Raw genomic sequence first — 23,640 nt, 5'->3', positions numbered from 1 at the left:
GGTGCCACGGCCTCGCGGGCCATGGTCGGTTATGGGCCAGACGATAGTCAGCGATACGAGGCCGCTCAATGATCGAAAGTGACAACTTACTGATCCAAACGCACAGCTGCCCTTGGCAAGCCGGGCCCGCTCCCCTACCCTGGCCGGCACCTTCACGATGACCGAGCCGACATGCGCAAACTGCTCTACACCCTTGCCTGTGCCCTGCTGGCCGGCCTGCTGGTGGCCTACTCGCTGTGGACCGACCAGCGCCCGGTCGGCTACTACCTGTCGGACCTGCGCAGCGAAGTGGCGGTCAACCAGGGCCAGCCCGGCGAGCGCGGCAACCTGCTGGGCATCCAGCCCGAACTCTTCGCCGCCGACTACCAGAGCGTGGAGCGCCTGCGCCTGAAGCTGGCCGCCTACCTGGACAAGGCCCGTGACCAGGGCCTGCTCAATGCGCGTACCATCGTCGTGCTGCCCGAACACGTCGGCACCTGGCTGGTGGCCGCCGGCGAGAAACCCCAGGTCTACGAGGCCCACCACCTCGACGAGGCGATGCTCTGGCTGGCCGCCGCCAACCCCCTGCGCCTGGCCCGCGCCCTGGCCAGCGGCCACGGCGATGATCGCTTCACCGATGCGGTCTTCCGCATGAAGGCCCGGCGCATGGCCGACGACTACCAGGCGCTGTTCGGCGGCCTGGCCAGGGATTTCGGCGTGACCCTGGTGGCCGGCTCCATCCTGCTGCCCGCCCCCCGGGTCGAAGGCGGCACCCTGCTGGCCAGCGACGGCCCGCTGTACAACGTCAGCCTGGTCTTCGACGCCCACGGCCTGCCCATCGGCCAGCCGCAGCCCAAGCTGCATCCGGACCACCACGAGCGCGCCTACACCCAGGCCGGCACGATCACCGGGCTGAGCGCTCTGGACACTCCCGCCGGCCGCCTGGGCGTCCTCCTCGGTGAAGACGGCCGCAGCCCCGAAGGCCGGCAAGCCCTCGCGGAACAGGGTGCGGAGCTGCTGGTCTATCCGGCCTTCGCCCCCGGCAACGGCAGCTGGGAGCGTCCACTGGCCGACGGCGCGCACGCCCTGGATCTCTGGCGTGAACAGCTGCACGCCCCCCAAGCCCGCGCGGCGCTGGCGGTATTCCTGCGTGGCCAGCTGTGGGACCTGGGCAGCGATGGCCGCAGCCTGGCAGGCGGCGCCACGGACACGGCGGTGGCCGATGCCGGGCGCGGCGCCAAGCTGGTGAACATCTGGCTATGAAGGCGCCCCGGGTCAAGCTGGGGGACCTGTCCGTCGGCTTCGTGCAGAACCTGGCGGAAACCCTGCGTGCCCACGGCCATGACCCGGTGCCGCTGCTGGACCAGTACGGCCTGGACGCCGCGCGCCTGGCCGAACCCCGGGGCCGGCTGTCCATCCCCCGCTACATGCGCCTGGGCCACGCCGCCAGCCAGTTGCTGGACGAACCCGCCCTGGGCCTGGCCATGGGCCGCCTGGGACGCTTCAGCCAGCTGGGCCTGGCGGGCGTCACCGCCGAACAGGCGCCGAACGTGCGTGAGGCAGCGCGCGCACTGACCCGCTTCGAGCCGCTCTACGCCCAGAACTACCGGGGCCAGTCGAGCTTCCACGAGGACGCCAGCGGGGCCTGGCTGCGCTTCTATTCCATCAGCCCGTACAACGCCTACAACCGCTTCGTGGTGGACTCGGTGCTGGCCAGCTGGGCCTGCCAGCTCGGCCATCTCGCCGGCCAGGCGCTGCAGCCGGAACGGGTCGAGATCGAGTTCCCCGCCCCGACCTACGCCGAGCGCTACGGCGAGCTGTTCGGCTGCCCGGTGGAGTTCGGCGCCGCCACCAACCAGCTGCGCCTGTCACGGGCCACCCTGGCCCTGCGCAACCCGGCCCACTGCCCCAGCACCTGGCGCCAGTTGCTGGAACTGTGCGAGCGCGAGCTGGAGCACATGACCCGCACCCGCAGCCTGCGCGAGCGCATCGCGCAGCTGCTCGGCCCCCTGCTCCACGGCCGCGAGCCCGACCTGGAAGAGGTCGCGGCGCGCCTGCAACTGCCGACCTGGACCCTGCGCCGCAAGCTCGCCGAGGAAGGCACGCAGTTCCGCAGCATCCTCAACGACACCCGCCGCGACCTGGCCATGGCCTACATCCGCGACACCGAGCTGGCCTTCGGCGAGATCGCCTACCTGCTGGGCTTCGCCTCGGCCGAGGCCTTCCAGCGCGCGTTCAAGCGCTGGAGCGGCAGCACCCCCGGCGAATTCCGCCGCGCCCAGCGCCAGGTCGGCTGATCACAGTTCGGTGGCGTCGTCGGCGGGCTCGGGCATGTCGCGCTCACGGGCATGCAGGTCAAGCAGTTCTTCCTGGTAATCATCCATCTCAGTTCCCTCCCTGGGCGGCCTTGTCCAGGCCCCTCTGGGAAGTAACGAACCGGCTGAAGCGAAATCCAGGAATCCCCCATGCAGCGTGCACCATGGCCCTAGGGCCGTGCAGCGGTTCTGGAAGGAAGGAAGCCCAGGCCAACCGACCAGGACCTCGGCAGGCCTATAAAAAGGCAGGCAAAGAAAAAGCCCCCAGGTATCGCTACCTGAGGGCTTTCGTATATGGCGCAGCGGACGGGACTCGAACCCGCGACCCCCGGCGTGACAGGCCGGTATTCTAACCGACTGAACTACCGCTGCGCGTCGGTTTGGACTTGCGTCCGGTGGAGCTTTGCTTTGGAGCGTCTGGCGCTTGCCTTTCGGCCTTCGCCTCATCCCGGGCAGAACCCTGGAAGGAAGATAAGTGGCGCAGCGGACGGGACTCGAACCCGCGACCCCCGGCGTGACAGGCCGGTATTCTAACCGACTGAACTACCGCTGCGCGTCGGCCGGACTTTCGTCCGAAGTATCACAAGGAGTGGTGGGTGATGACGGGATCGAACCGCCGACCCTCTGCTTGTAAGGCAGATGCTCTCCCGGCTGAGCTAATCACCCATCGCCTTGCGAGGCGCGCAATTTACGCAGAGGGCTCACCTAAGTCAACACCCTGCTTGAAGTTTTTTTCATCGAGGGGATTTTTCGAGAGGCTGAGGGGACGCCTTCGCCGCGTCCCTTTTCCCGCTCGACCGATGACTCAGCCGCCGACCCGCAGGGTCAGCCGGGCGGCAACGCGTCCTTCTTCCGCACGATCGAGCCCGGCTTCCTCGATGCGCACGCCCTGGGCCTCCAGCGCCACGAACCAGCGCAGCAGCTGGGGGAAGGCGGTGGGCTGCAGGCTGACCTGCACCTGGCCGGGTGCATCGCTGTCCATGCGCTCCACCGAAAGGCCCTGCTCTGCGGCACTGGCGGTGACCAGCCCCTGCAGGCGCTCGGGCTCGACACTGGCCTGGGGCCGCTCGACGCCGGCCCGCGCCTGGGGCGCCTGGGCCTGCATGTAGAGGTTCAGCGCGCGCTGCTGCTCGAAATACCGGCGCGCCTCAAGCATCCCGTTGTGGGCAGGACGCCAGAGGGCCAGGTACAGCAGCACCAGCGCCAGGAAACCACCCAGCGCCGCCAGTGCCAGCCGGTCGCGGGGTGGCAGGGCTTGCCAGCGGGTCGCGGCGCTGGAGGCCTGCCAGTGGGTCTGCAAACGATCCCTGAGAGTGACCATGCTCATCCTCCGATCACCAGTCGCGCGCTCACGCTGTCACCTTCCCGGCTGGCAGAGCCCATCTGCACGGCCAGCCCGGCGCCAATCAGGCGCTCGCGCAGCCGCTCCAGTGCGTCGAACCCGGGGGCCTGCACCTGCAGGGCCAGGTCGCCACGGGTTTCGCTGAAATCCAGTTGCTGGATGCGCACCACGGCGCCGTCTTCCAGCAAGGCTCCGGAGGCCTGCCCGAGGGTTTCCAGCAGCTTGCCCTGCCCGGGCCGGTTGCCGTCGGCCAGGTGCTGGTCGAACTGCGCCCGCAGGTTCACCAGCCGGGTGTCCTGGGGAAACAGCTCGCGGTACAGCGCCTCGTTGGCCTGGGCATAGGCATCCCCCTGGTGCCGCAGGTGCCAGCCCTGGGCCAGGTAGAAGCCGCACTGCAGGACCGCCCACAGCCCCACAAGCCCCAGTGCCGGCCGCCACAGCGCCCACTGACGGTTGGGCTGGCGGACCTCGAAGTCGCCCTGGGCCAGTTCGGTGCCCTGCCAGCGGGCCAGGTCGGCGTGGCTGTCCTGCACGCCCTCCCAGCGTTCGATGCCCTCCAGGCTGCGGCGGTCGGCGCTCGCCTGGCCGATCCACGGGTGCGGACAGGCCTCGCGCAGCATCGACCAGTCCTCGTCCTGCACGCTCAGGCGGGAGACGCCCTCCCCGCCCAACAGCCAGCGGCCGTCCAGCCAGAACAGCCGGGTGCCTTCCAGCGGCAGCAGGTCCGCGTCCACCTGCAGGCTGGCCGGCGAGGCGCCGCTCGCCGTCGCCAGGTCGATCCACGACGCCAGCCAGGCCCGGCGCACGGCCAGGACCCGGTGGCGACCGTCCTCCAGGGGCTCCCCCACGGCCAGGTGCAAGCCGTCCACGTCCTCGGCCAGCAGCTCCTCCACCGCGAACGGCAGGGCCTGGCGCAGCCAGCGCGCCTTTTGCGTCGGCAGGCGCACGGCGCAGGCGGTCACCGCCTCCACGGGCAGCACCAGCCGCCAGTTGTTGCCTGCGGCTGCCACGGCGTCGGCGAACGGCAGTCGCCTCACCTCGCTCCCACTGACCAGTCGTACCTCCAGGTCACCCATGACCCACTGCAGGGCCTGGGGCGGGAGGAACACGCTCGCCTGAATCATTGTTTGTCCTGCTCCTTGTTGAGGGTGAGCGGCAATCCGCCCTGTCCCAGATCGCGCGCCAGCACCCGTACCCGACCGTCATTGCTGCGCTGCAGGGTACTTACCAGCACCTGCCGGCGGTCGCCCAGACGGACTTCGCTGGTCACGCGGAAATATTCACTGCCCACCGCCAGGCCCTGGGCTTCGAGGCCGAGGCCCGCCAGAGCCGGCTGGCCGAGGAAGGCATCCACCGTCTTGAACCCTTCACGGCCGCGGGCCGCCACCAGGGATTCGGCCACCGAGGGGCTGAGGGTGTCGCCCAGGCTGGAGAGCACCAGGGCCCCGGCGGTGTTGACATTGAGGGTGGCGTCGCTGGGCAGGGCGGTGACGAAGGGCAGCAGGCGACGGTAGTCGGCCTCCGTCATGCCGGCCAGCAGGCGCAGCTCGGATACGTCCGCCATCACGCGGTTGGCCGCGCGATAAGGCGGCTGGTTCAGCAGGTACTGGTTGTCCTCGGCGCCATTGGCACCGGTGGGCTCCTGGTCCTTGTCCAGCCAGTCCACCAGGCGTTCGCCATAGGGCGCCTCGATACCCAGGCGCAGCAACAGGCGACGGAACTGCTTGAGCCCCTGCTCGTTCACCCGGCCCTGGCGCACCACGCCATTGAGGTTGAAGCGTGCGGTGGCGTCCTCGATGCGCACAACCAGTTCACCGCCGTCGTCCAGCGGGAAGCTGGTCAGGGGCCGCGCCCAGGCTTCACCCAGGTGGTCCACCGGGGTGCGCGGGTCGCCGGCGCGCAGATCACGCACCAGGATCGCCCGGGCCAGCGCCTCGCCCCCGAGGGCGTACTGCAACGCCTGGCGGGTGTGCAACTGGTTGGCACTGGAGCGAATGGCCAGTTCCTGGCGGGCGATGAGCCCGGCACAGACGACCGTCACCACGGCCACCACCAGCAGCACGGTGATCAGGGCCACGCCCCGTTGCGCTCTCACTGGGCGCCCTCCTCGGGAAGCGGTGTGTCCGAGTCGGGGTCGGTGCTGTTGGGTACCGGCTTGCGCTCCGGCGGCTCGTCCACCAGCCGCAGGACACGGCGCAGCTCACCGTAGCGGCGGTGCTCCAGGGCCACTTCGACGGCCTTCGGTACTTTCTCCAGGCGCTTGCTGTCGCTTTCGCCATCCGGCGGCCAGGTCTCCAGCCAGTTGTCGTCCTTGTCCAGGTAGCGCAGGCGCAGCCGTGTGACGCCATCCAGCGCCTCCTGGACCCGGGGCTGGCTGTCCTGGGCCTGGTCGAGCACCGTCCAGTAGCGGCGTTCGAGCTTTTCCCCGGAGAGCTGCCAGCGCACCCGCTGCAGGCCCGAGCGCAGCGCGCCCATGGGGTTGCGCCAGCCGCTGCGGGTGAATTCGACGCTGTCGTTGTCGGCGCGCTCGCCCAGCAAGGCGCTACGCCATTCGCCGTTGGGGTCGCGCACTGGGCGCACCACCACCTGTTGCAGATCACGCTCCAGTGCGGCCATGGCACGCACCAGCTCGCGAAGCTGTTGCTCCTGCACGCGGGTGGCGCGGTCGGTGGCCAGCACGCTGTCGAGCATGCGGTAGGTGCCCAGGGCCAGCAGCGCGAAGATGGCGATGGCGATCAGCAGTTCCAGCAGGGTGAAGCCACGCTGGCGGGTCATGGTGCGGTCTCGATGAAGCCGACCAGGCGAGCCGCAGCGCGCTCTTCCAGCTTGCCGCGCTCGCTGCGCTCGGGCCGCTGCGCCACCCACAGGGTGACCCGGCGCAGGGCGGGGTCGGAGGTGGCTTCTACCTGGCTCTGCCATTCCCAGCGCCGACCGGCCATCTGCACCTCGCCCTGGTCGCGGCCTTCAGCAGGGGGCGTGCGGCTCAGCTGCATCTCGGTGAGGCGGTTGTCGGCCACCCACATGGCCAAGGTCTTGTCTTCCAGGCGGGCGGCGTTGCGCAGGCTGCGGCCGCTGGCGGTGAGCACCGAGGCGGCGACCACGGCGAAGATCGCCAGGGCCACCAGCACTTCCAGCAGGGTGAAGCCGCGCAGCGCTTTCATCCGGCGCGCCCCCGCACGACCGGTTCGATTCGCGGCAGGCGGAAGCCGTCGCTGCTCAGTTGCAGGCGAATACCGTCCTTGCTGCGCTCGCCCATCTCCAGGCGGAACGGGCTGAGTTCACCGCTGGAGAGAATCAGCAATTGCGGCGCCCGGGCGTTCGGGCTGCCCTTCTTCTCATCCCCATCGGTAACGCTGCCCGGCAGCACCAGGGCATCGCCTTCCAGTTCGAGCTTCATCTCCGCCCAGGCGGGCAGCACGTGGGGCTGCTTGCCCACCGGCTCCCAGCGGGCCTTGGCCTCGTCGAAGCGCAGCACCTGGTAGCGGTCGTTTTCCAAGCGCAGGCCGTACTCGCGGTTGTCCAGCACGGCCTCGTCCACCAGCACGCCGATCAGGCCGGCCAGGCGCTCGGCTTCGTTGTTCAGTTCACGCGAGGGCCCGGCAATGCCGGTGCTGAAGACTGCCAGCCCGACCAGGCAGCCGATGATCACCAGGACCACCAGCAGCTCGATCAGGGTGAAGCCCAGGGCCCCGCGCGCGCCCATCAGTTGTCCCAGTTACCGATGTCGGCATCGGCGTCGGTACCGCCTTCCTTGCCGTCGGCGCCGAAGGAATACAGGTCGTACGGGCCCTTGGTGCCCGGAGCCAGGTACTGGTAGGGGTTGCCCCACGGGTCGACCGGCAGGCGCTTGAGGTAGCCGTCCTTGTTCCAGTTCTTCGGCTGCGGGTTGCCGCTGGGCTTCTTCACCAGCGCCTCCAGGCCCTGCTGGGTGCTGGGGTAGGCGAAGTTGTCCAGCTTGTACATGTCCAGGGCGGCGCCGACGGCCTTGATGTCGCCCTTGGCGACGGTGATCTTGGCCTGGTCCGGGCGGTTCATCACCTGGGGCACCACCAGCGCGGCGAGGATGCCGAGGATGACCACCACCACCATGATTTCGATGAGGGTGAAGCCCCTCTGTAGACGGCTCGATTTCACGCGTTTACCCCACGAGTTGGTTGAGAGAAAGGATGGGCAGGAGAATAGCCAGGACGATGACCAATACCACGGCGCCCATGAACACCAGCATGAAGGGCTCGAACAGCCCCACCAGCAGCGCGATCTGCGCGGCCAGGTCGCTTTCCTGGTTGCGGGCGGTGCGGGCCAGCATCTGGTCCAGCTCGCCGGAACGTTCGCCGCTGGCCACCATGTGCAGCATCATCGGCGGGAACTGACCGGTTTGCTCCAGGGCGCGGGTCAGACTGCCGCCTTCGCGCACTTTCTGTGCGGCCAGCACCACTTCGGCACGGATCACCCGGTTGGCGATGACCTCGGCGGCAATGCCGAGGGCCTCCACCAGCGGTACGCCGCTCCGGGTGAGGATCGCCAGGGTGGAGGCGAAGCGCGCAGTGTCGGTGGCACGCACCAGCCGCCCCACCAAAGGCACCCGCAGCAGGATGCCGTGCCAGCGCTGGCGTGCCGCCTCCTGGCGCAGCGCCAGGCGGGTCGCGGTGATGCCAGCCACCAGCAGCAGGATGGCCAGCCAGCCCCAGTGCTTGACCAGGTCGCTGAGGGCGATCAGACCACGGGTGAGCAGCGGCAGGGTCTGCCCGGAATCGATGAACACCCGCACCACATCCGGCACCACGAAGCCCAGCAGGAAGCCGACGATGCCGAGGGAGGCGCACATCAGGATCACCGGGTAGAGCAGTGCCAGCTGGATCTTCTGCCGCGACTGCTGGCGTTGCTCGGTGTAGTCCGCCAGTTGTTCCAGCACCGGGCCGAGGTGGCCGGCGTGCTCCCCTGCCGAAACGGTGGCGCGGTAGAGCTCGGGGAAGGCAGCGGGAAACTCGCGCAGGCTGCCGGCCAGGCTGTGACCCTCCAGCACCTTGGCGCGCACCGCCAGCAGCATCGACTGGATGCGCGATGAGGTGGACTGGGCCGCCGCAGCACGCAAGGCCTCTTCGATGGGCAGCGCCGCCTGCACAAGAGTCGCCAGTTGGCGCGTCACCAGGGCCAGGTCGCGGGCGGACAACCCCCGGGCGAAGCCGAAACGCTGGCCGCCGACGGCCTGCTCGCGGGTGCGGGTGGCCTTGACCTCCAGCGGCGCTAGCTGCCGCTCCCGCAGCAACTGGCGGACCTGACGGGCACTGTCGGCCTCCAGCACGCCCTTCTGCTGGCGTCCGCGGGCGTCCAGGGCGATGTATTCGAAGGCGGCCATTTATTCTTCCCGGGTTACGCGGAGGACTTCTTCCACGGTCGTCACGCCTTCCAGCACCTTGCGCTTGCCGTCGTCACGGATGCTCGGGCCGGAGCGGCGGGCGTGGCGGGTCATCTCCTGCTCGGAGGCGGCGTTGTGGATCAGGCTGCGCATGTGGTCGTCGAACACCACCAGCTCGTAGATGCCGGTTCGCCCGCGATAGCCCTGCTGGTGGCATTCGCTGCAGCCACGTGCGTGATAGAGGGTGACCGGCTGCGTCGGGTCGACGCCCAGCAGCTGGCATTCGGCAGCGTCGGCCTGGTAGGCCTCCTTGCAGTGCGGGCAGAGCACCCGCACCAGGCGCTGGGCCAGCACGCCCAGCAGGGAAGACGACAACAGGAAGGGCTCGACGCCCATGTCAACCAGACGGGTGATGGCCCCGATGGCGCTGTTGGTGTGCAGGGTGGAGAGCACCAGGTGACCGGTGAGCGACGCCTGCACGGCGATCTCGGCGGTCTCGTGGTCGCGGATCTCGCCCACCATCACCACGTCCGGGTCCTGGCGAAGGATGGCCCGCAGGCCCCGGGCGAAGGTCATGTCCACCTTGGGATTGACCTGGGTCTGGCCGATGCCTTCCAGGTGGTACTCGATGGGGTCCTCGACCGTGAGGATGTTGCGGGTGCGGTCGTTCAGGGTGGTGAGGCTGGCGTAGAGGGTGGTGGTCTTGCCCGAGCCGGTGGGGCCGGTGACCAGCAGGATGCCGTGGGGCTTGCGCACGGTCTCTTCCATCAGCGCGCGGTCCCGCGCACTCATGCCCAGGTGTTGCAGGGTCAGGCGCCCGGCCTGTTTGTCGAGCAAACGCAGCACCACGCGCTCGCCATTGGCCGAGGGCAGCGTGGAGACGCGGATGTCCACCTCGCGGCCGGCCACCCGCAGGGAAATGCGGCCGTCCTGGGGGATGCGCTTCTCGGCGATGTCGAGCTTGGCCATGACCTTGATCCGCGACACCAGCAGCGCCGCCAGCTCGCGCTTGGGCTCCAGCACTTCGCGCAGGATGCCGTCGACGCGGAAGCGCACCACGAGACGCTTCTCGAAGGTTTCCAGGTGGATGTCCGAGGCGTTCTCGCGGATCGCCTCACCGAGGATGGCGTTGATCAGGCGGATGATCGGTGCGTCGTCCTCCTGCTCCATCAGGTCGGTGGTCTCGGGCATCTGCTCGGCCAGCGCGGCGAGGTCCAGGCTGCCGCCCAGGTCCTCGGCCAACTGCATGGTGGCGGACGAATCGTGTTGATAGGCCTGGGCCAGGGCCTGGTCGAAGGCCTCGGGGGCAAGCGCCCGGAACGGCAGGCTGCGCCCGACGAAGCGGCGGGCCTCGGCCAGGGCCACCAGCTCGGCGCCCTGGCGATGGGCCAGGCAGGGTTCGGCGCCATCCTGGAGGAAGACACCGTGGCGTTTGGCGAAACCGAATGGCAGGCGCCGCAGCGGCGCGTCCAGCGAAGAGGAATTCATCCGTGTCATGCCTTAATGAAATCACCCCGGAAACGTCTAGCACGGGGTCTGACGGTTGTTCGGCGAATCCCTGCCGAATTCTTTTCGTTGTGCTGCCGGATGCACGGCAAGTCGTAAAAAAACGGCGCTATCTTTAGCACATCGTCGCCGGTCGTACATCTTCCGGACGCTTGCAGCGTGATCCATTCGTGCTGCTATGATCAACGCACTTTTTCCCCGACGTACCCCCACAATCACCACTGACTCGCCTCGCGGAGACCCTCTTTTGCCCGTTCCAGGTGCCCGATATCGCTTGCAGGAAAAGGCCCCCGTCGTCGTCGGGGTGGCGCTGGTCGCAGCGATGAGCCTGAGCCTCGCCTGGCAGACCGCCGACTGGATCCGCCTGCTGCGCGCCCCCGCCCCCACCAGTGGCGACAGCCCGCAATCGGCGGCGGTTCCGCCCAGCCTCGACCGCCTGGATCGCCTGTTCGGCCCGGCCCGCATCCAGCAGGAGGGACCGCCACCGGCGACCAACCTGCGCCTGGTGCTGCTGGGCAGTTTCATCAACGCCGACCCGGCACGTTCCAGCGCCATCATCCGCGCGGACGACAACAAGCCGAGGCGGATACTGGCAGGCGAGTCGATCAGCGACGGCGTACGCTTGCACGCTGTCTACCGCGACCGGGTGGAGATCGAACGGGGTGGCCGCCTGGAGACCCTGACCTTTCCCCATACCCGCCCCAGTGCAACCGTTTCGCCGGTGATGGACGCAGCGCCCGCCGACGGAGCGATCGAGGCACTCGAAGGCCTTCAGGACGAGAATGCCGCCGAGCTGCGTGAGCGCATGGAAGCCCTCAGAAAACAGATGGAAGAATCCGGCGGCCTGCCCCCGGACTCACCGCCCGAACAGCCCATGGAAAGCGAATGAATCAATGCCCACAGCCCTCTCGCGCCTGAGTATTGCCGTACTGGTCGCCGGACTTGCGACCGCCCCGCTCCCCGTTTTCGCCGCCGAGCCCGTTTCCGCCTCCAGCAGCAGCCAGCAGGACAGCTGGACGATCAACCTCAAGGATGCGGACATTCGCGAATTCGTCGACCAGGTGGCCGACATCACCGGGCAGACCTTCATCGTCGATCCGCGGGTGAAGGGTCAGGTCAGCGTGGTCTCCAAGGCGCCGCTGAGCCTGTCGGAGGTCTACCAGCTGTTCCTCTCGGTGATGGCCACCCACGGCTTCACCGTGATCACCCAGGGTGACCAGGCGCGGATCATCCCCAACGCCGAGGCCAAGGCCGAAGCCGGTAGCGGCCCGGAAGCGCCGGACACGCTGGAGACCCGGGTGATCCAGGTCCAGCACGCTCCGGTCACCGAGCTGATCCCGCTGATCCGCCCGCTGGTGCCGCAGTACGGCCACCTGGCGGCGGTGACCTCGGCCAACGCACTGATCATCAGCGACCGCGCCGCCAACATCGCCCGCATCGAAGACCTGATGCGCCAGCTGGACCAGAAGGGCGACCGCGACTACACCGTGCTCAACCTGCAGAACGCCTGGGTGATGGACGCCGCCGAGGTGCTCAACAACGCCGTCACCCGGGGCCAGGCCAAGGGCACCAACGCCGCCCAGGTGATCGCCGACTCCCGCACCAACCGCCTGATCATCGTCGGCCCGCCTTCGGCCCGGGCCAAGCTGGTGTCCCTGGCGCAGTCCCTGGACACACCCACCGCGCGCTCAGCCAATACCCGGGTGATCCGCCTGCGCCACAACGATGCCAAGGCCCTGGCGACCACCCTCGGCGAGATTTCCGAAGGCCTCAAATCCCCTGAAGGCACCGAGCAGAAGGGCAAACCGCAGAACATCCTCATCCGCGCCGACGAGAGCCTCAATGCCCTGGTGCTACTGGCCGAACCGGACACGGTGAATGCACTGGAAGACATCGTCCGCCAGCTGGACGTGCCCCGCGCCCAGGTGATGGTGGAAGCCGCCATCGTGGAAATCTCCGGCGATATCAGCGACGCCCTCGGCGTGCAGTGGGCCGTGGACGCCCGTGGCCGCACCGGTGGCCTGGGCGGCGCCAATTTCGCCAACACCGGCCTGTCGGTGGGCACCGTGCTCAAGGCCATCCAGGACAAGAAGGTGCCGGACTCGCTGCCGGACGGCGCCATCATCGGCGTCGGCACCGACCACTTCGGCGCCCTGGTCACGGCATTGTCAGCCAACAGCAAGAGCAACCTGCTCTCCACGCCGAGCCTGCTGACCCTGGACAACCAGAAGGCGGAGATCCTGGTGGGCCAGAACGTGCCCTTCCAGACCGGCTCCTACACCACGGGCTCGACCGGCGCCAGCAACCCCTTCACCACCATCGAGCGCAAGGACATCGGCGTGACCCTCAAGGTCACCCCGCACATCAACGAAGGCGCCACCCTGCGCCTGGAGATCGAGCAGGAAATCTCCTCCATCGCCCCGACGGCCAGCGTCAGCGCACAGGCCGTCGACCTGATCACCAACAAGCGCTCGATCAAGAGCACCATCCTCGCCGAGGACGGCCAGGTGATCGTGCTCGGCGGCCTGATCCAGGACGACATCACCACCACCGATTCCAAGGTGCCGCTGCTGGGCGACATCCCCCTGCTCGGCCGGCTGTTCCGCTCCACCAAGGACAGCCATGTGAAACGCAACCTGATGGTGTTCCTGCGGCCCACCGTGGTGCGCGACCGCGCCGGCCTGGCGGCGTTGTCAGGCAAGAAGTACAGCGACATCCGCGTACTTGGCGATCCGGGCCCGCAACGCAGCCGCCCGAGCATCCTGCCGTCCGAACCGGCCCAGCTGTTCGACGGCCAGGGCACCCCGGCCATCGACCTGCGCCCCTGAAACGCAAACGGGCGGTGACGCGCCAGCGCCACCGCCCGTTCAGGCCCCTCCCCGACCTCAGGGCACCTCTAAAAACTACCTGCGTTGTCATCGCGGCGTTAAAAGCAGGCTCGTGCGCGAGTCCGATCAAAATGCTCATTTACCGCACGTAAACTGCGCTTTTTCGCCTGCTTTCGCCTTGCGCTGACCGCCTCGCCTACGTTTTTAGAGCCCCCCTCAGTCGAGGTAGATCATCTTGCGGGTCATCCCGCCGTCGACGCGGTAGTCCTGGCCGGTGACGAACGCCGCCTGGTCGGACAGCAGCCAGGCCACCAACGGCGCCACATCCTCCACCAGCCCGACCCGCCCCACCGGGTGCTGGTCATGATCCAGTTCGGTGAGCGGCACGGCCTCGCGTTCGGCACGGTCACGGCTGTCGATCCAGCCGGGGCTGACCGCATTCACCCGGACATCCGGCCCCAGGCTGATGGCCAGGGCATGGGTCAGCGCCACCAGGCCACCCTTGCTCGCGGCATAGGCCTCGGTATCCGGCTCGGACTGGTGGGCGCGGGTGGAGGCGATGTTGACGATCGCGCCCTTGTGCGCCCGCAGGTACGGGGCGCAGTGCTTGGCCAGCAGCATGGGGCCGGTGAGGTTGACCGCCAGGGTGCGGTTCCAGGCCGACAGCTCGAGGCTTTCCAGCGGTGCGCCATGGGGATCGGCAACGGCGGCGTTGCACACCAGGGCATCCAGCCGGCCGAACTGGCCGAGGACTTCGGCAATGCCCACAGCCACCTGGCTTTCGTGGGCCACGTCCATGCCGACGAACCAGGCGTTGGGGCCCAGCGCCTTGGCGACCTTGGAACCCCGAGCCCGATCGATGTCGGACAATACCACCTGCCAGCCTTCGGCCAGCAGCCAGGCGGCGACGCCCAGCCCGATGCCCCGGGCCGCGCCGGTGACCAGCGCAACCTTGCCATTGTTGGCGAGGCAGGTTTCGACACTCCACTCCATCACAGAACCGCCAGGCCTCGCGCCAGGTCCGCCTGGATGTCGGCCACGTCTTCGAGACCGACCGCCACGCGGATCAGGTTGTCGGCGATGCCGGCATTGGCCCGCTCCTGGGGCGACAGCCGCCCGTGGGAGGTGGTGGCCGGGTGGGCGATGGTGGTCTTGGTGTCCCCCAGGTTGGTGGTGATGGAGATCATCCGGGTGGCATCGATGAAGCGCCACGCCGCCTCCTTGCCGCCCTTCACCTCGAAGCTGACCACGGCGCCGAAGGCCTTCTGCTGGCGCTTGGCGAGCTCATGCTGGGGGTGGCTTTCCAGGCCGGCGTAGTGCACCCGCTCGATGCCCGGCTGGGTTTCCAGCCAGCGCGCCAGCTCCAGCGCACTGGCGCTGTGGGCCTGCATGCGTACGCGCAGGGTTTCCAGGCCCTTGAGCATCAACCAGGCGTTGAAGGGGCTGAGGGTCGGGCCGGCGGTCCGCAGGAAGCCCACCACCTCCTTCATGTGCTCGGCACGGCCGGCTACCACGCCGCCCATGGCACGGCCCTGGCCGTCGATGTACTTGGTGGCCGAGTGCATGACGATGTCGGCCCCCAGCTTCAGCGGCTGCTGCAGCGCCGGGGTGCAGAAGCAGTTGTCCACTACCAGCAGGGCGCCCTTGGCGTGGGCGATTTCGGCCAGGGCGGTGATGTCCACCAGCTCGGCCAGGGGGTTGGACGGCGACTCGACGAACAGCAGGCGGGTGTTGGGCTTGATCGCCGCTTCCCAGCCGGCCAGGTCCGACAGCGCCGGGTAGTCCACCTGCACGCCGAAGCGCTTGAGGTACTTCTCGAACAGGCTGATGGTGGAACCGAACACGCTGCGCGAGACCAGCACATGGTCGCCGGCACTGCACAGGCTCATGGCGATGGCGAGGATGGCGGACATGCCGGAAGCGGTGGCCACGGCCTGCTCGGCGCCTTCCAGCGCGGCGATGCGCTCCTCGAAGGTGCGCACGGTGGGGTTGGTGTAGCGCGAGTAGACGTTGCCCGGCACCTCGCCGGCGAAGCGCGCGGCGGCATCGGCGGCGGTGCGGAACACGTAGCTGGAGGTGAGGAACATGGCCTCGCCGTGCTCGCCCTCGGGCGAGCGGCGCTGGCCGGCACGCACGGCGAGGGTGTCGAAGGAGGCGCCTTCGAGGTCACTGTCCAGCCTTCCGGCTTCCCATTCTTGCGTCATAACCCTATCTCTCCAGAAACGAAGCCCGGATCGGGTCCGGGCTGCGGGGTGTCACGGAGGGCGCGGCCTGGGCCGCGCCTGGCTCAGTTGTTGTACAGGTCGATGATGGCGCTGACCGCACTGGCCTTGACCTTGGCGAGGTCGTTACGGGCCTGCTCGATCTTGTCCAGGTAATGCTCGTCGACGTCACCGGTGATGTACTGGCCGTCGAACACGGCGCAGTCGAAGTGCTCGATCTTCACCTTGCCACCGCCGACCGCTTCGATCAGGTCCGGCAGGTCCTGGTAGACCAGCCAGTCGGCACCGATCAGCTCGGCCACGTCCTCGGTTGTCCGGTTGTGGGCGATCAGTTCATGGGCACTCGGCATGTCGATGCCGTAGACGTTGGGGTAGCGCACCGCCGGAGCGGCGGAGCAGAAGTAGACGTTCTTGGCGCCCGCTTCGCGGGCCATCTGGATGATCTGCTTGCAGGTGGTGCCACGGACGATGGAGTCGTCCACCAGCATCACGTTCTTGCCGCGGAATTCCAGTTCGATGGCGTTGAGCTTCTGGCGCACGGATTTCTTGCGCGCCGCCTGGCCCGGCATGATGAAGGTCCGGCCGATGTAGCGGTTCTTCACGAAGCCTTCGCGGAACTTCACGCCCAGGTGGTTGGCCAGCTCCAGTGCCGCGGTGCGGCTGGTGTCCGGGATCGGGATGACCACGTCGATGTCGTGGTCGGGACGCTCGCGCTGGATCTTCTCGGCCAGCTTCTCGCCCATGCGCAGGCGCGCCTTGTAGACGGAGACGCCATCCATGATGGAGTCCGGACGCGCCAGGTAGACGTGCTCGAAGATGCACGGGGAGAGCTTCGGCGCCTTGGCGCACTGGCGGGTGTAAAGCTTGCCTTCCTCGGTGATGTACACCGCCTCACCCGGGGCGAGGTCACGGATCAGGGTGAAGCCGAGCACGTCCAGGGCCACGCTCTCGGAGGCGATCATGTACTCGACGCCTTCGTCGGTGTGGCGCTGGCCGAACACGATCGGGCGGATGGCGTTGGGATCGCGGAAGCCGACGATGCCGTAGCCGGTGATCATCGCCACCACGGCGTAGCCGCCCAGGCAGCGGTCATGCACGCCGGAGACGGCGGCGAACACGTCTTCCTCGGTGGGCTGCAGCTTGCCGCGATGGGCCAGCTCGTGGGCGAACACGTTGAGCAGCACTTCCGAGTCGGAGTTGGTGTTCACGTGGCGCAGGTCGGACTCGTAGATCTCCTTGGCCAGCTGCTCGACGTTGGTCAGGTTGCCGTTGTGGGCCAGGGTGATGCCGTAGGGCGAGTTGACGTAGAACGGCTGCGCCTCGGCGGAGCTGGAGGAGCCGGCGGTGGGGTAGCGCACATGGCCGATGCCCATGTGGCCGACCAGGCGCTGCATATGGCGCTGCTGGAACACATCGCGCACCAGGCCATTGTCCTTGCGCAGGAACAGGCGGCCGTCATGGCTGGTCACGATCCCGGCCGCATCCTGGCCGCGATGTTGGAGAACGGTGAGCGCGTCATACAGCGCCTGATTGACGTTCGACTTGCCGACGATACCGACGATGCCACACATGTGACGCAACCCCTGCTAGTAGTTCGAGCCAATACTGGGCGCCGCACGGGGTTTACCCCGGGGTGGCGCCCTTCGTCTGGCAGCTCAGCCGGGTGGGCTGACGCTGCCGTTGAGCCACTGACCGGTCAGACCCAGGATCAGGTTCTTGGACCAGTCGGCGACCATGAGAAAGTGCGGCAGCAGCGTGGACTGCTGCCACCAAGGATCCTGTTGCACCGGCGCCAGGCTGAGCAGGCCGACCAGTACCACCACCAGCAAGGCCCCGCGCGCCGCGCCGAAGACCATGCCGAGGAAGCGGTCGGTGCCGTCCATGCCGGTGACCCTGATCAGCTCGCCGATCAGGAAGTTGACCAACGCCCCCACCAGCAGGGTGGCGATGAAGAGAATGGCGCAGGCCGCGATGACGCGGGCCGAGGGCATTTCGATGAATTGGGTGAGGTGCTGCGACAGCGCGCCCCCGAACATCCAGGCGACTGCACCGGCAATGATCCAGGTGAGCAACGAGAGGGCTTCCTTGACGAAGCCGCGTCTCAGACTGATCAAGCTGGAAATGGCGATGATGGCGATGATCGCCCAATCGACCCAGGTGAATGCCACGTATGCAGCCCACGAACGGAAAAGGCGGGCATTTTAACAGAGGCCTTGGACTCCGGTAACCCGCGAATCAGAAAGGTCCGACGGCGGTGCTGACTCAGCCCTTCTCCGGCTGGAACCGCACCACGAAACCGTTGAGCTTCTGCTGGCGGCTGAGGGAATCGCGCAGGCGCTCGGCTTCGGCACGCTCGATGACCGGCCCGACGAACACCCGGTTCATGCCGTCCGCGCTGCGGATGTAGGCGTTGTAGCCCTGGTTGCGCAGGGACTTCTGCAGGTTCTCGGCACTGGCCCGGTTGGACAGGCTGGCCAGCTGGATGGACCAGCTGACGGGCAGGCCGTTGGGGTCCAGGCGCTTTTCCTCGACCTTGGCCACCGACTGCGCCGGAGCAGCCTGGGGTTGAGCCTGGGCGACGGGCGGGGCCGCAACGGGCTGTGCAGGTGCCGGGGCCGGCTGCTGGCGCGGCGCCTGGCTGGGCGTCGGAGCGGCAGGGGGAGTGGCCGGCACCTGGGCCACGCCACCGTTGGCGTCCAGCGGGGGCACGGGCTCGTCCGGCAGGGCCTGGGGCTCGGGGACCTGGACGTCCTCCAGCTCGGTCGAGGGCATGGCCGGCGCCTGGGGCATCGGCGGTGCTTCGACGTGCACCTGGCGCAACTCGTCCTCGCGGGTGAACAGCATCGGCAGGAAGATCACGGCCAATGCCAGCAGCACCACGGCGCCGACGATACGTTGCTTGAGTCCCTTGTCCAGCACGGCTACCCCCACTATCAAACCTGCTGCGCGAGCCAGGCCAGGGCCTCGGCCACGCAATAGAACGATCCGAACACCAGGATTTCATCCCCCTCCCCGGCCTGTTCGCACTGCGCCTGCAGGGCGGCGGCGACGGACTCATGGCCATGCACCCGCGCCCCCAGGGCATCGAGGGCAGCCTGCAGTTCGCCGGCCGGCCGGGAACGGGGCGACGGTAACGCAGTCACCGCCCAGTCCGCCAGATGCGTGTGCAGCGGGCGGAGCACGCCGTCGAGGTCCTTGTCCGCCAGCAGGCCGAACACAGCCAGGCGGCGCCCCGCGACAGGCCGCGCAACCAGGCGGCCGGCAAGGAACTCGGCGGCATGGGGGTTGTGCCCGACATCCAGCACCAGGGAGATGCGTTTGCCTTGCCACAGGATGTTGCGACGCTCGAGACGCCCACTGACCTGGGTAGCGGCCAGGGCCTGCGCCAGGCGCTCGGGCTGCCAGGGCAGGCCAAGCAGCGCATAGGCCTGCAGGGCGAGGGACGCATTCTCCTGGGGCAGATCCAGCAGCGGCAGGTCGTGCAATTGCAGCAACTCGCCGGACGGCGAGCGGCCACGCCAGTGCCAGCTCTGCTCGGCCTCGGCCAGGTCGAAGTCGCGCCCCCGCACCAGCGTCGGCGCACCGATCTCGGCAGCCCGGCCCAGCAGGGGGGCAGGCGGGTCGAGATCACCACACACGGCTGGCTTGCCTGGGCGGAAGATGCCGGCCTTCTCGAAGGCCACGCTTTCACGGGTGTCGCCGAGCCAGTCGGCATGGTCGATACCAATGCTGGTGACCAGAGCCAGGTCGGCATCGGCCAGGTTCACGGCGTCGAGCCGTCCACCCAGGCCGACTTCCAGCACCACGGCATCCAGGGCTCGGCGCTGGAAAAGCCAGAAGGCCGCCAGGGTGCCCATCTCGAAATAGGTCAGGGTGATATCGCCACGCGCCGCTTCGACTGCGGCGAAGGCCTCACAGAGGGCCTCATCACTGGCGAGGCCGTCGTCGAGCTGGACGCGCTCGTTGTAGCGCAGCAGGTGCGGCGAGCTGTAGACCCCGACGCGCAAACCCTGGCTGCGCAGCAGCGCAGCCAGGAATGCACAGGTGGAACCCTTGCCGTTGGTGCCGGTGACGGTGATCACCTTGGGGGCAAGCTGCCCGATACCCAGGCGCTCGGCCACCTGCCGGCTGCGCTCCAGCCCCATGTCGATGGCGCTGGGGTGGAGGTGTTCGAGGTAATCGAGCCAGTCGGCGAGGGTTCTCTGGGTCATGCAGTGGCCGGTACGGGGGTGGGTTCGGGAGACGGCAGGTTCTGGAACTGGGCGAGCAGGCGCGACAGGCGGCTGCGCAGTTCCTGGCGGGGGATGATCATGTCGATGGCGCCGTGTTCCAGCAGGAACTCGCTGCGCTGGAAGCCTTCAGGCAGCTTCTCGCGCACGGTCTGCTCGATCACGCGCGGGCCGGCGAAGCCGATCAGGGCCTTGGGCTCACCGACGATCACATCGCCCAGCATGGCCAGGCTGGCCGACACGCCGCCGTAGACCGGGTCGGTCAGCACGGAGATGAAGGGAATGCCCTCTTCGCGCAGACGCGCCAGGACGGCGGAGGTCTTGGCCATCTGCATCAGGGAGATCAGCGCCTCCTGCATGCGCGCGCCACCGGAGGCGGAGAAGCACACCAGCGGGCAGCGCTTCTCCAGCGCAACGTTGGCGGCACGCACGAAGCGCTCACCGACGATGGCGCCCATGGAGCCGCCCATGAAGGAGAACTCGAAGGCGCAGGCCACGATGGGGTTGCCTTCGAGGCTGCCGCTCATGGCGATCAGGGCATCCTTTTCACCGGTGTCCTTCTGCGCGGCGGCCAGGCGGTCCTTGTACTTCTTGCTGTCGCGGAACTTCAGGCGATCCACCGGCTCGAGGTCGGCGCCCAGTTCTTCCCGGCCTTCGGCATCGAGGAAGATGTCCAGGCGAGTGCGCGCATCGATGCGCATGTGGTGGTCGCACTTGGGGCAGACATTCAGGGTCTTCTCGAGCTCGGGCTTGTACAGCACGGCATCGCAGGACGGGCACTTGTGCCAGAGGCCTTCGGGTACCGAGCTCTTCTTAACTTCGGAACGCATGATCGAAGGGATCAGCTTGTCTACCAGCCAGTTGCTCATGCTCTCGTTCTCCATAGCTTCAGGCCCGAACACGCGCTAGCGGCTCGAAGCGCTGCGCCTGTTCCTGAGCGAAATCAAATTCATGGCCGGGTTCGCCCCGACCGCCGCCGCCATCCACGCCAATAGAACGTGCCGGCAGCACCTGGTTCCGGCCCGGCTCGCGGCGCTCCCGGGGAGCGTCCGAGCGGACAACTGGGTTATGGACGGCAGCCCGCTCGCCGTCGTCACATCCAGTCGAGCGCTGCCGCTCGACACGATGGCGGGAAAGACGATCACTCGGCAGAACGCACGGCATCGATGAAGGCCCGGATCAGCGCAGGGTCCTTGATGCCCTTGGACGCCTCGACCCCGCCGCTGACATCGACGGCATAGGGGCGCACACGACGGATGGCCTCGGCGACGTTGTCGGGGGTCAGGCCACCGGCGAGCACCACCGGGCGGGAAGGCGCGCTGGGCACCAGACTCCAGTCGAAGGCCTCGCCCGTGCCGCCGGGCGTGCCAGGCACGTAGGTGTCCAGCAGAACGCCGGATGCATCCGGGTAGCGGTCGATCAGCGCCGGGACATCGTCACCGGGACGGATACGCAGGGCCTTGAGATAGGGGCGCCCATGGCACCGGCATGCCTCCGGCGATTCGTCGCCGTGGAACTGCAGCAGGTCGAGCGGCACCGTCGCCAGCACGCTGTCCAGTTCCTCCCCCGGCATGTCGACGAACAATCCGACCGTGGTCACGAAGGGCGGCAGAGCGGAGATGATCGCCCTCGCCTGCTCGGCGGTCACGGCCCGGGGACTGGGCGCGTAGAACACCAGCCCGATGGCATCGGCACCGGCGGCTACAGCCGCCAGGGCGTCCTCGACACGGGTGATGCCACAGATTTTGACGCGAACGGTAGACAACGTGCAGACACCTGCTGGGCAAAAAGTTGCTGGATGGTAGCAAAGGTCCGCTACAGCGTCAGCTTGCGTCTTCAGGCATCCAGGAGAGGAAATGCGGCCCCAGGTAACGCCTGGGAAGCTCGAATTCCTTCGGGTATTCCACCTTCACCAGGTACAGCCCGTAGGGGTGCGCAGTGACACCGCCGGTACGCCGGCAACGGCTTTCGAGGATTTCCTTCGCCCACTCCGGCGGGCGCTCGCCGGCACCAATGGCCATGAGCACGCCTGCGAAGTTGCGCACCATGTGGTGGAGGAAGGCATTGGCTCGCACGTCCAGCACGATGAAACGGCCATGCTCGTGGATCTGCAGGTGATGGACCGTCTTCACCGGCGACTTGGCCTGGCACTGTTTGGCACGGAACGAGGTGAAATCGTGGGTGCCCACCAGGTAGGCAGCCGCCTCGCGCATGCGCTCGACGTCCAGGGGCCGGTGGTTCCAGGTCACCTCTTCGGCCATGTGGGCCGGGCGGATCGGGTCGCTGTAGATGACGTACCGATAGCGCCGCGCCATGGCACTGAAGCGCGCATCGAAATGCGCGGGCATGGCCTGGGCCCAGGTGACGCTGATATCGCCGGGCAGGTTCATGTTCGCGCCCATGGTCCAGGCGTGCATGGAGCGCGGGACCGGCGTGTCGAAATGCACGACCTGGCCGCTGGCGTGAACCAGCGCGTCTGTCCGGCCCGCGCAACTGAGGGTGACGGGATGCCCGCCAGCTACTTTGGTCAGCGCCTTCTCTAGGGCTTCCTGGATGGACGGCACACCGGCGATCTGGCGCTGGAAGCCACGGTAGCGGGAACCCTTGTACTCAACGCCAAGGGCGATTCTGGAAATGCCAACGGCAGCCTTTTCGGCTGCCGTTGCGGGTACTGCTTGTGTCATGGATCAGCTGATACGGGCGATCAGGTCGCGCGCTTCCTGTTGCTGGGTTTCGCTGCCTTCGGTCAGCACCTCGTCGAGGATGTCGCGAGCACCTTCGGTGTCGCCCATGTCGATGTAGGCACGTGCCAGGTCGAGCTTGGTGGAGGTTTCGTCTGTGCCCGAGAGGAAATCGAAGTCGTCGTCCCCTTCCAGGTCCGCAGCAGGTGCCGCGACTTCAGGAGCCGGAGCCGGGATGGGCGCCTCTTCGGCCGGCTGGTCGAGGCTCTCGGCGAGCTGGTCCAGTTCGGCGGTGACTTCGTCCAGCTTGGCGGCGAAGCTGTCTGCCTGCGGCTCGGCGTGCGCCGGCTCTTCGGGCATGGACAGGTCGAAGTCGGAAGGCAGGTCGAAGTCACTGGTCTCGAGCTTGGCGGGCTCGGCGGCCGGCAAGTCGTCGTCCAGGCTCAGCAGGAAGTCGTCTTCCGCAGCAGCCGAGGGCTTGGCGCCTTCGTCCAGGTCCAGGCTGAAATCGGCCAGGTCGTCACCCAGAGAAAGGTTGTCCTCGGCAAGGGGCTTGCTGTCGAGTTCCAGGTCGAAGCCGAGGTCGTCGTCAGCGGTGGCGGGGCTGGAAGCCGGTAGGTCGAGGTTCAGATCGGCATCCAGATCCAGATCGTCGAGGCTGGGCAGGGGCTCTTCGACCGGGGCACGGGCGGCCGGCGTGGCATCCAGTTCGTCGTCGAGGCTGAGGTCGAAGGCATCGTCCAGATCCTGCGGCTTCTGGGCCGGAGCAGCCGGCTCGTCCAGGGTCAGGTCGTCGAGGCTGAAGCTGTCCAGGTCGTCTGCAACCGAGGCAGCGGCAAAGCCTGCACCCGCGGCCGCCACGGCGGCCATGGCCGGGTAGCGGGACTTGAGCAGGTCCACGTCAGCCTGGGCACCGCCGATTTCACGCAGCTCGCCTTCCTGACGGGCGAAACCGTCGCGATCACCGAGTTCGGCGTAGACCTCCATCAGCTTCAGGCGCAGGTCCGCGCGATGCGGCTCGTCGTTGATGGCGTTCTGCAGAAGCTCGGCAGCCTGGTTGAAACGGCCGTAGGCAATATAGATGTCGGCCTCGCTGAGGGCGTCGCCAGTCTGGGCGGTGACACGCTCCTCGGACGCGCCCAGGGCTGCGGCCGCTGGGGCGGCAGCCGGCTCGACGTCGAA

At 67.9% G+C, this 23,640-nt stretch carries 23 protein-coding genes and 3 tRNA genes; 4 read left to right on the top strand and 22 right to left on the bottom strand.

The genetic code is table 11. The features are described from left to right. Window positions 1-171 precede the first annotated feature (171 nt). Together FBY21_RS00130 and FBY21_RS00125 are read left to right on the top strand one after the other, a co-directional pair. Entirely contained in the window at window positions 172-1,242 is a 1,071-nt protein-coding gene (locus tag FBY21_RS00130; protein WP_142007881.1) for a carbon-nitrogen hydrolase family protein, read from the top strand. Next, window positions 1,239-2,276, top strand: a complete 1,038-nt coding sequence (locus FBY21_RS00125; RefSeq protein WP_044408597.1) for an AraC family transcriptional regulator — start codon at window positions 1,239-1,241, stop codon at window positions 2,274-2,276. The genes FBY21_RS00130 and FBY21_RS00125 overlap by 4 nt, the downstream gene beginning before the upstream one ends. 313 nt (window positions 2,277-2,589) lie before the next feature. Here the strand turns inward: FBY21_RS00125 and FBY21_RS00120 are convergent. The 12 genes from FBY21_RS00120 to gspE all read right to left on the bottom strand — a co-directional run bounded on the left by FBY21_RS00120 (window position 2,590) and on the right by gspE (window position 10,480). Further along, window positions 2,590-2,666: transfer RNA gene (locus FBY21_RS00120), tRNA-Asp, on the bottom strand. A gap of 104 nt (window positions 2,667-2,770) precedes the next feature. Then, window positions 2,771-2,847 (bottom strand) — tRNA-Asp (locus FBY21_RS00115). Window positions 2,848-2,884: 37 nt separating this feature from the next. Then, window positions 2,885-2,960, bottom strand: a tRNA-Val gene (locus FBY21_RS00110). A 139-nt stretch (window positions 2,961-3,099) separates the two neighbouring features. Then, entirely contained in the window at window positions 3,100-3,621 is a 522-nt protein-coding gene (locus FBY21_RS00105) for a type II secretion system protein M (protein WP_107328347.1), read from the bottom strand. Then, window positions 3,618-4,760 carry a type II secretion system protein GspL gene (gene gspL / locus FBY21_RS00100; protein ID WP_142007880.1) on the bottom strand — a complete coding sequence of 381 codons (1,143 nt, stop codon included), beginning with the start codon at window positions 4,758-4,760 and terminating at the stop codon, window positions 3,618-3,620. The genes FBY21_RS00105 and gspL overlap by 4 nt, the downstream gene beginning before the upstream one ends. Beyond that, complete coding sequence (gene gspK / locus FBY21_RS00095) at window positions 4,757-5,731, bottom strand: type II secretion system minor pseudopilin GspK (protein WP_074968450.1); 975 nt, start codon at window positions 5,729-5,731, stop codon at window positions 4,757-4,759. The genes gspL and gspK overlap by 4 nt, the downstream gene beginning before the upstream one ends. Then, a complete protein-coding gene (gene gspJ, locus FBY21_RS00090; protein WP_142007879.1) occupies window positions 5,728-6,411 on the bottom strand; it encodes a type II secretion system minor pseudopilin GspJ in 684 nt (227 codons plus the stop codon). The genes gspK and gspJ overlap by 4 nt, the downstream gene beginning before the upstream one ends. After that, window positions 6,408-6,797 carry a type II secretion system minor pseudopilin GspI gene (gene gspI / locus FBY21_RS00085; RefSeq protein ID WP_044408608.1) on the bottom strand — a complete coding sequence of 130 codons (390 nt, stop codon included), beginning with the start codon at window positions 6,795-6,797 and terminating at the stop codon, window positions 6,408-6,410. The genes gspJ and gspI overlap by 4 nt, the downstream gene beginning before the upstream one ends. Then, complete coding sequence (gene gspH / locus FBY21_RS00080) at window positions 6,794-7,339, bottom strand: type II secretion system minor pseudopilin GspH (RefSeq protein WP_142007878.1); 546 nt, start codon at window positions 7,337-7,339, stop codon at window positions 6,794-6,796. Before gspH ends, gspI begins: the two co-directional genes overlap by 4 nt. Further along, window positions 7,339-7,725, bottom strand: a complete 387-nt coding sequence (gene gspG, locus FBY21_RS00075) for a type II secretion system major pseudopilin GspG (protein WP_044408614.1) — start codon at window positions 7,723-7,725, stop codon at window positions 7,339-7,341. The genes gspH and gspG overlap by 1 nt, the downstream gene beginning before the upstream one ends. Before the next feature lie 49 nt (window positions 7,726-7,774). Then, window positions 7,775-8,992, bottom strand: coding sequence for a GspF family T2SS innner membrane protein variant XcpS (xcpS, locus tag FBY21_RS00070; protein WP_142007877.1), 1,218 nt, complete (start codon window positions 8,990-8,992; stop codon window positions 7,775-7,777). After that, on the bottom strand, window positions 8,993-10,480 hold the full coding sequence (gene gspE / locus FBY21_RS00065) for a type II secretion system ATPase GspE (RefSeq protein ID WP_083422335.1): 1,488 nt from the start codon (window positions 10,478-10,480) through the stop codon (window positions 8,993-8,995). It abuts the gene before it with no gap. A 340-nt stretch (window positions 10,481-10,820) separates the two neighbouring features. Here gspE and FBY21_RS00060 point away from each other — a divergent pair, with 340 nt between their 5' ends. After that, entirely contained in the window at window positions 10,821-11,387 is a 567-nt protein-coding gene (locus FBY21_RS00060) for a type II secretion system protein N (protein WP_232060738.1), read from the top strand. Window positions 11,388-11,391: 4 nt separating this feature from the next. Then, the gene (gene gspD, locus FBY21_RS00055; protein ID WP_044408626.1) at window positions 11,392-13,326 is read left to right on the top strand and encodes a type II secretion system secretin GspD; all 1,935 of its coding nucleotides are present in this window, start codon (window positions 11,392-11,394) and stop codon (window positions 13,324-13,326) included. A 216-nt stretch (window positions 13,327-13,542) separates the two neighbouring features. Here gspD and FBY21_RS00050 read toward each other — a convergent pair whose 3' ends face one another. The 10 genes from FBY21_RS00050 to FBY21_RS00005 form a co-directional block, all read right to left on the bottom strand. After that, a complete protein-coding gene (locus FBY21_RS00050; protein WP_142007875.1) occupies window positions 13,543-14,319 on the bottom strand; it encodes an SDR family oxidoreductase in 777 nt (258 codons plus the stop codon). Continuing rightward, complete coding sequence (locus FBY21_RS00045) at window positions 14,319-15,530, bottom strand: O-succinylhomoserine sulfhydrylase (RefSeq protein WP_044408633.1); 1,212 nt, start codon at window positions 15,528-15,530, stop codon at window positions 14,319-14,321. The genes FBY21_RS00050 and FBY21_RS00045 overlap by 1 nt, the downstream gene beginning before the upstream one ends. Before the next feature lie 83 nt (window positions 15,531-15,613). Then, window positions 15,614-17,119: an amidophosphoribosyltransferase gene (gene purF / locus FBY21_RS00040; RefSeq protein ID WP_142007874.1), complete on the bottom strand. Its 1,506-nt coding sequence runs from the start codon at window positions 17,117-17,119 to the stop codon at window positions 15,614-15,616. Between the two features lie 84 nt (window positions 17,120-17,203). Continuing rightward, window positions 17,204-17,716, bottom strand: a complete 513-nt coding sequence (locus tag FBY21_RS00035) for a CvpA family protein (protein ID WP_074968464.1) — start codon at window positions 17,714-17,716, stop codon at window positions 17,204-17,206. A 94-nt stretch (window positions 17,717-17,810) separates the two neighbouring features. Further along, window positions 17,811-18,467 carry an SPOR domain-containing protein gene (locus FBY21_RS00030; RefSeq protein ID WP_253543832.1) on the bottom strand — a complete coding sequence of 219 codons (657 nt, stop codon included), beginning with the start codon at window positions 18,465-18,467 and terminating at the stop codon, window positions 17,811-17,813. A 14-nt stretch (window positions 18,468-18,481) separates the two neighbouring features. Beyond that, window positions 18,482-19,759, bottom strand: coding sequence for a bifunctional tetrahydrofolate synthase/dihydrofolate synthase (folC, locus tag FBY21_RS00025; RefSeq protein WP_142007872.1), 1,278 nt, complete (start codon window positions 19,757-19,759; stop codon window positions 18,482-18,484). Further along, window positions 19,756-20,646, bottom strand: a complete 891-nt coding sequence (gene accD, locus FBY21_RS00020; protein ID WP_074968472.1) for an acetyl-CoA carboxylase, carboxyltransferase subunit beta — start codon at window positions 20,644-20,646, stop codon at window positions 19,756-19,758. The genes folC and accD overlap by 4 nt, the downstream gene beginning before the upstream one ends. A gap of 272 nt (window positions 20,647-20,918) precedes the next feature. Beyond that, a complete protein-coding gene (locus FBY21_RS00015; RefSeq protein WP_142007871.1) occupies window positions 20,919-21,542 on the bottom strand; it encodes a phosphoribosylanthranilate isomerase in 624 nt (207 codons plus the stop codon). Between the two features lie 58 nt (window positions 21,543-21,600). Then, a complete protein-coding gene (truA, locus tag FBY21_RS00010) occupies window positions 21,601-22,461 on the bottom strand; it encodes a tRNA pseudouridine(38-40) synthase TruA (protein WP_142007870.1) in 861 nt (286 codons plus the stop codon). A gap of 3 nt (window positions 22,462-22,464) precedes the next feature. After that, window positions 22,465-23,640, bottom strand: a 1,176-nt coding sequence (locus FBY21_RS00005; RefSeq protein ID WP_142007869.1) for a FimV/HubP family polar landmark protein, incomplete at its 5' end; no start/stop codon positions are given.

Origin of the sequence: Pseudomonas sp. SLBN-26 (genome assembly GCF_006715895.1) — a bacterium.
GTDB classification, from domain to species: Bacteria; Pseudomonadota; Gammaproteobacteria; order Pseudomonadales; family Pseudomonadaceae; genus Metapseudomonas; species Metapseudomonas otitidis.
Note: the sequence above shows the minus strand (reverse complement) of the source record. Positions and strands in the feature narration are given on the sequence as shown.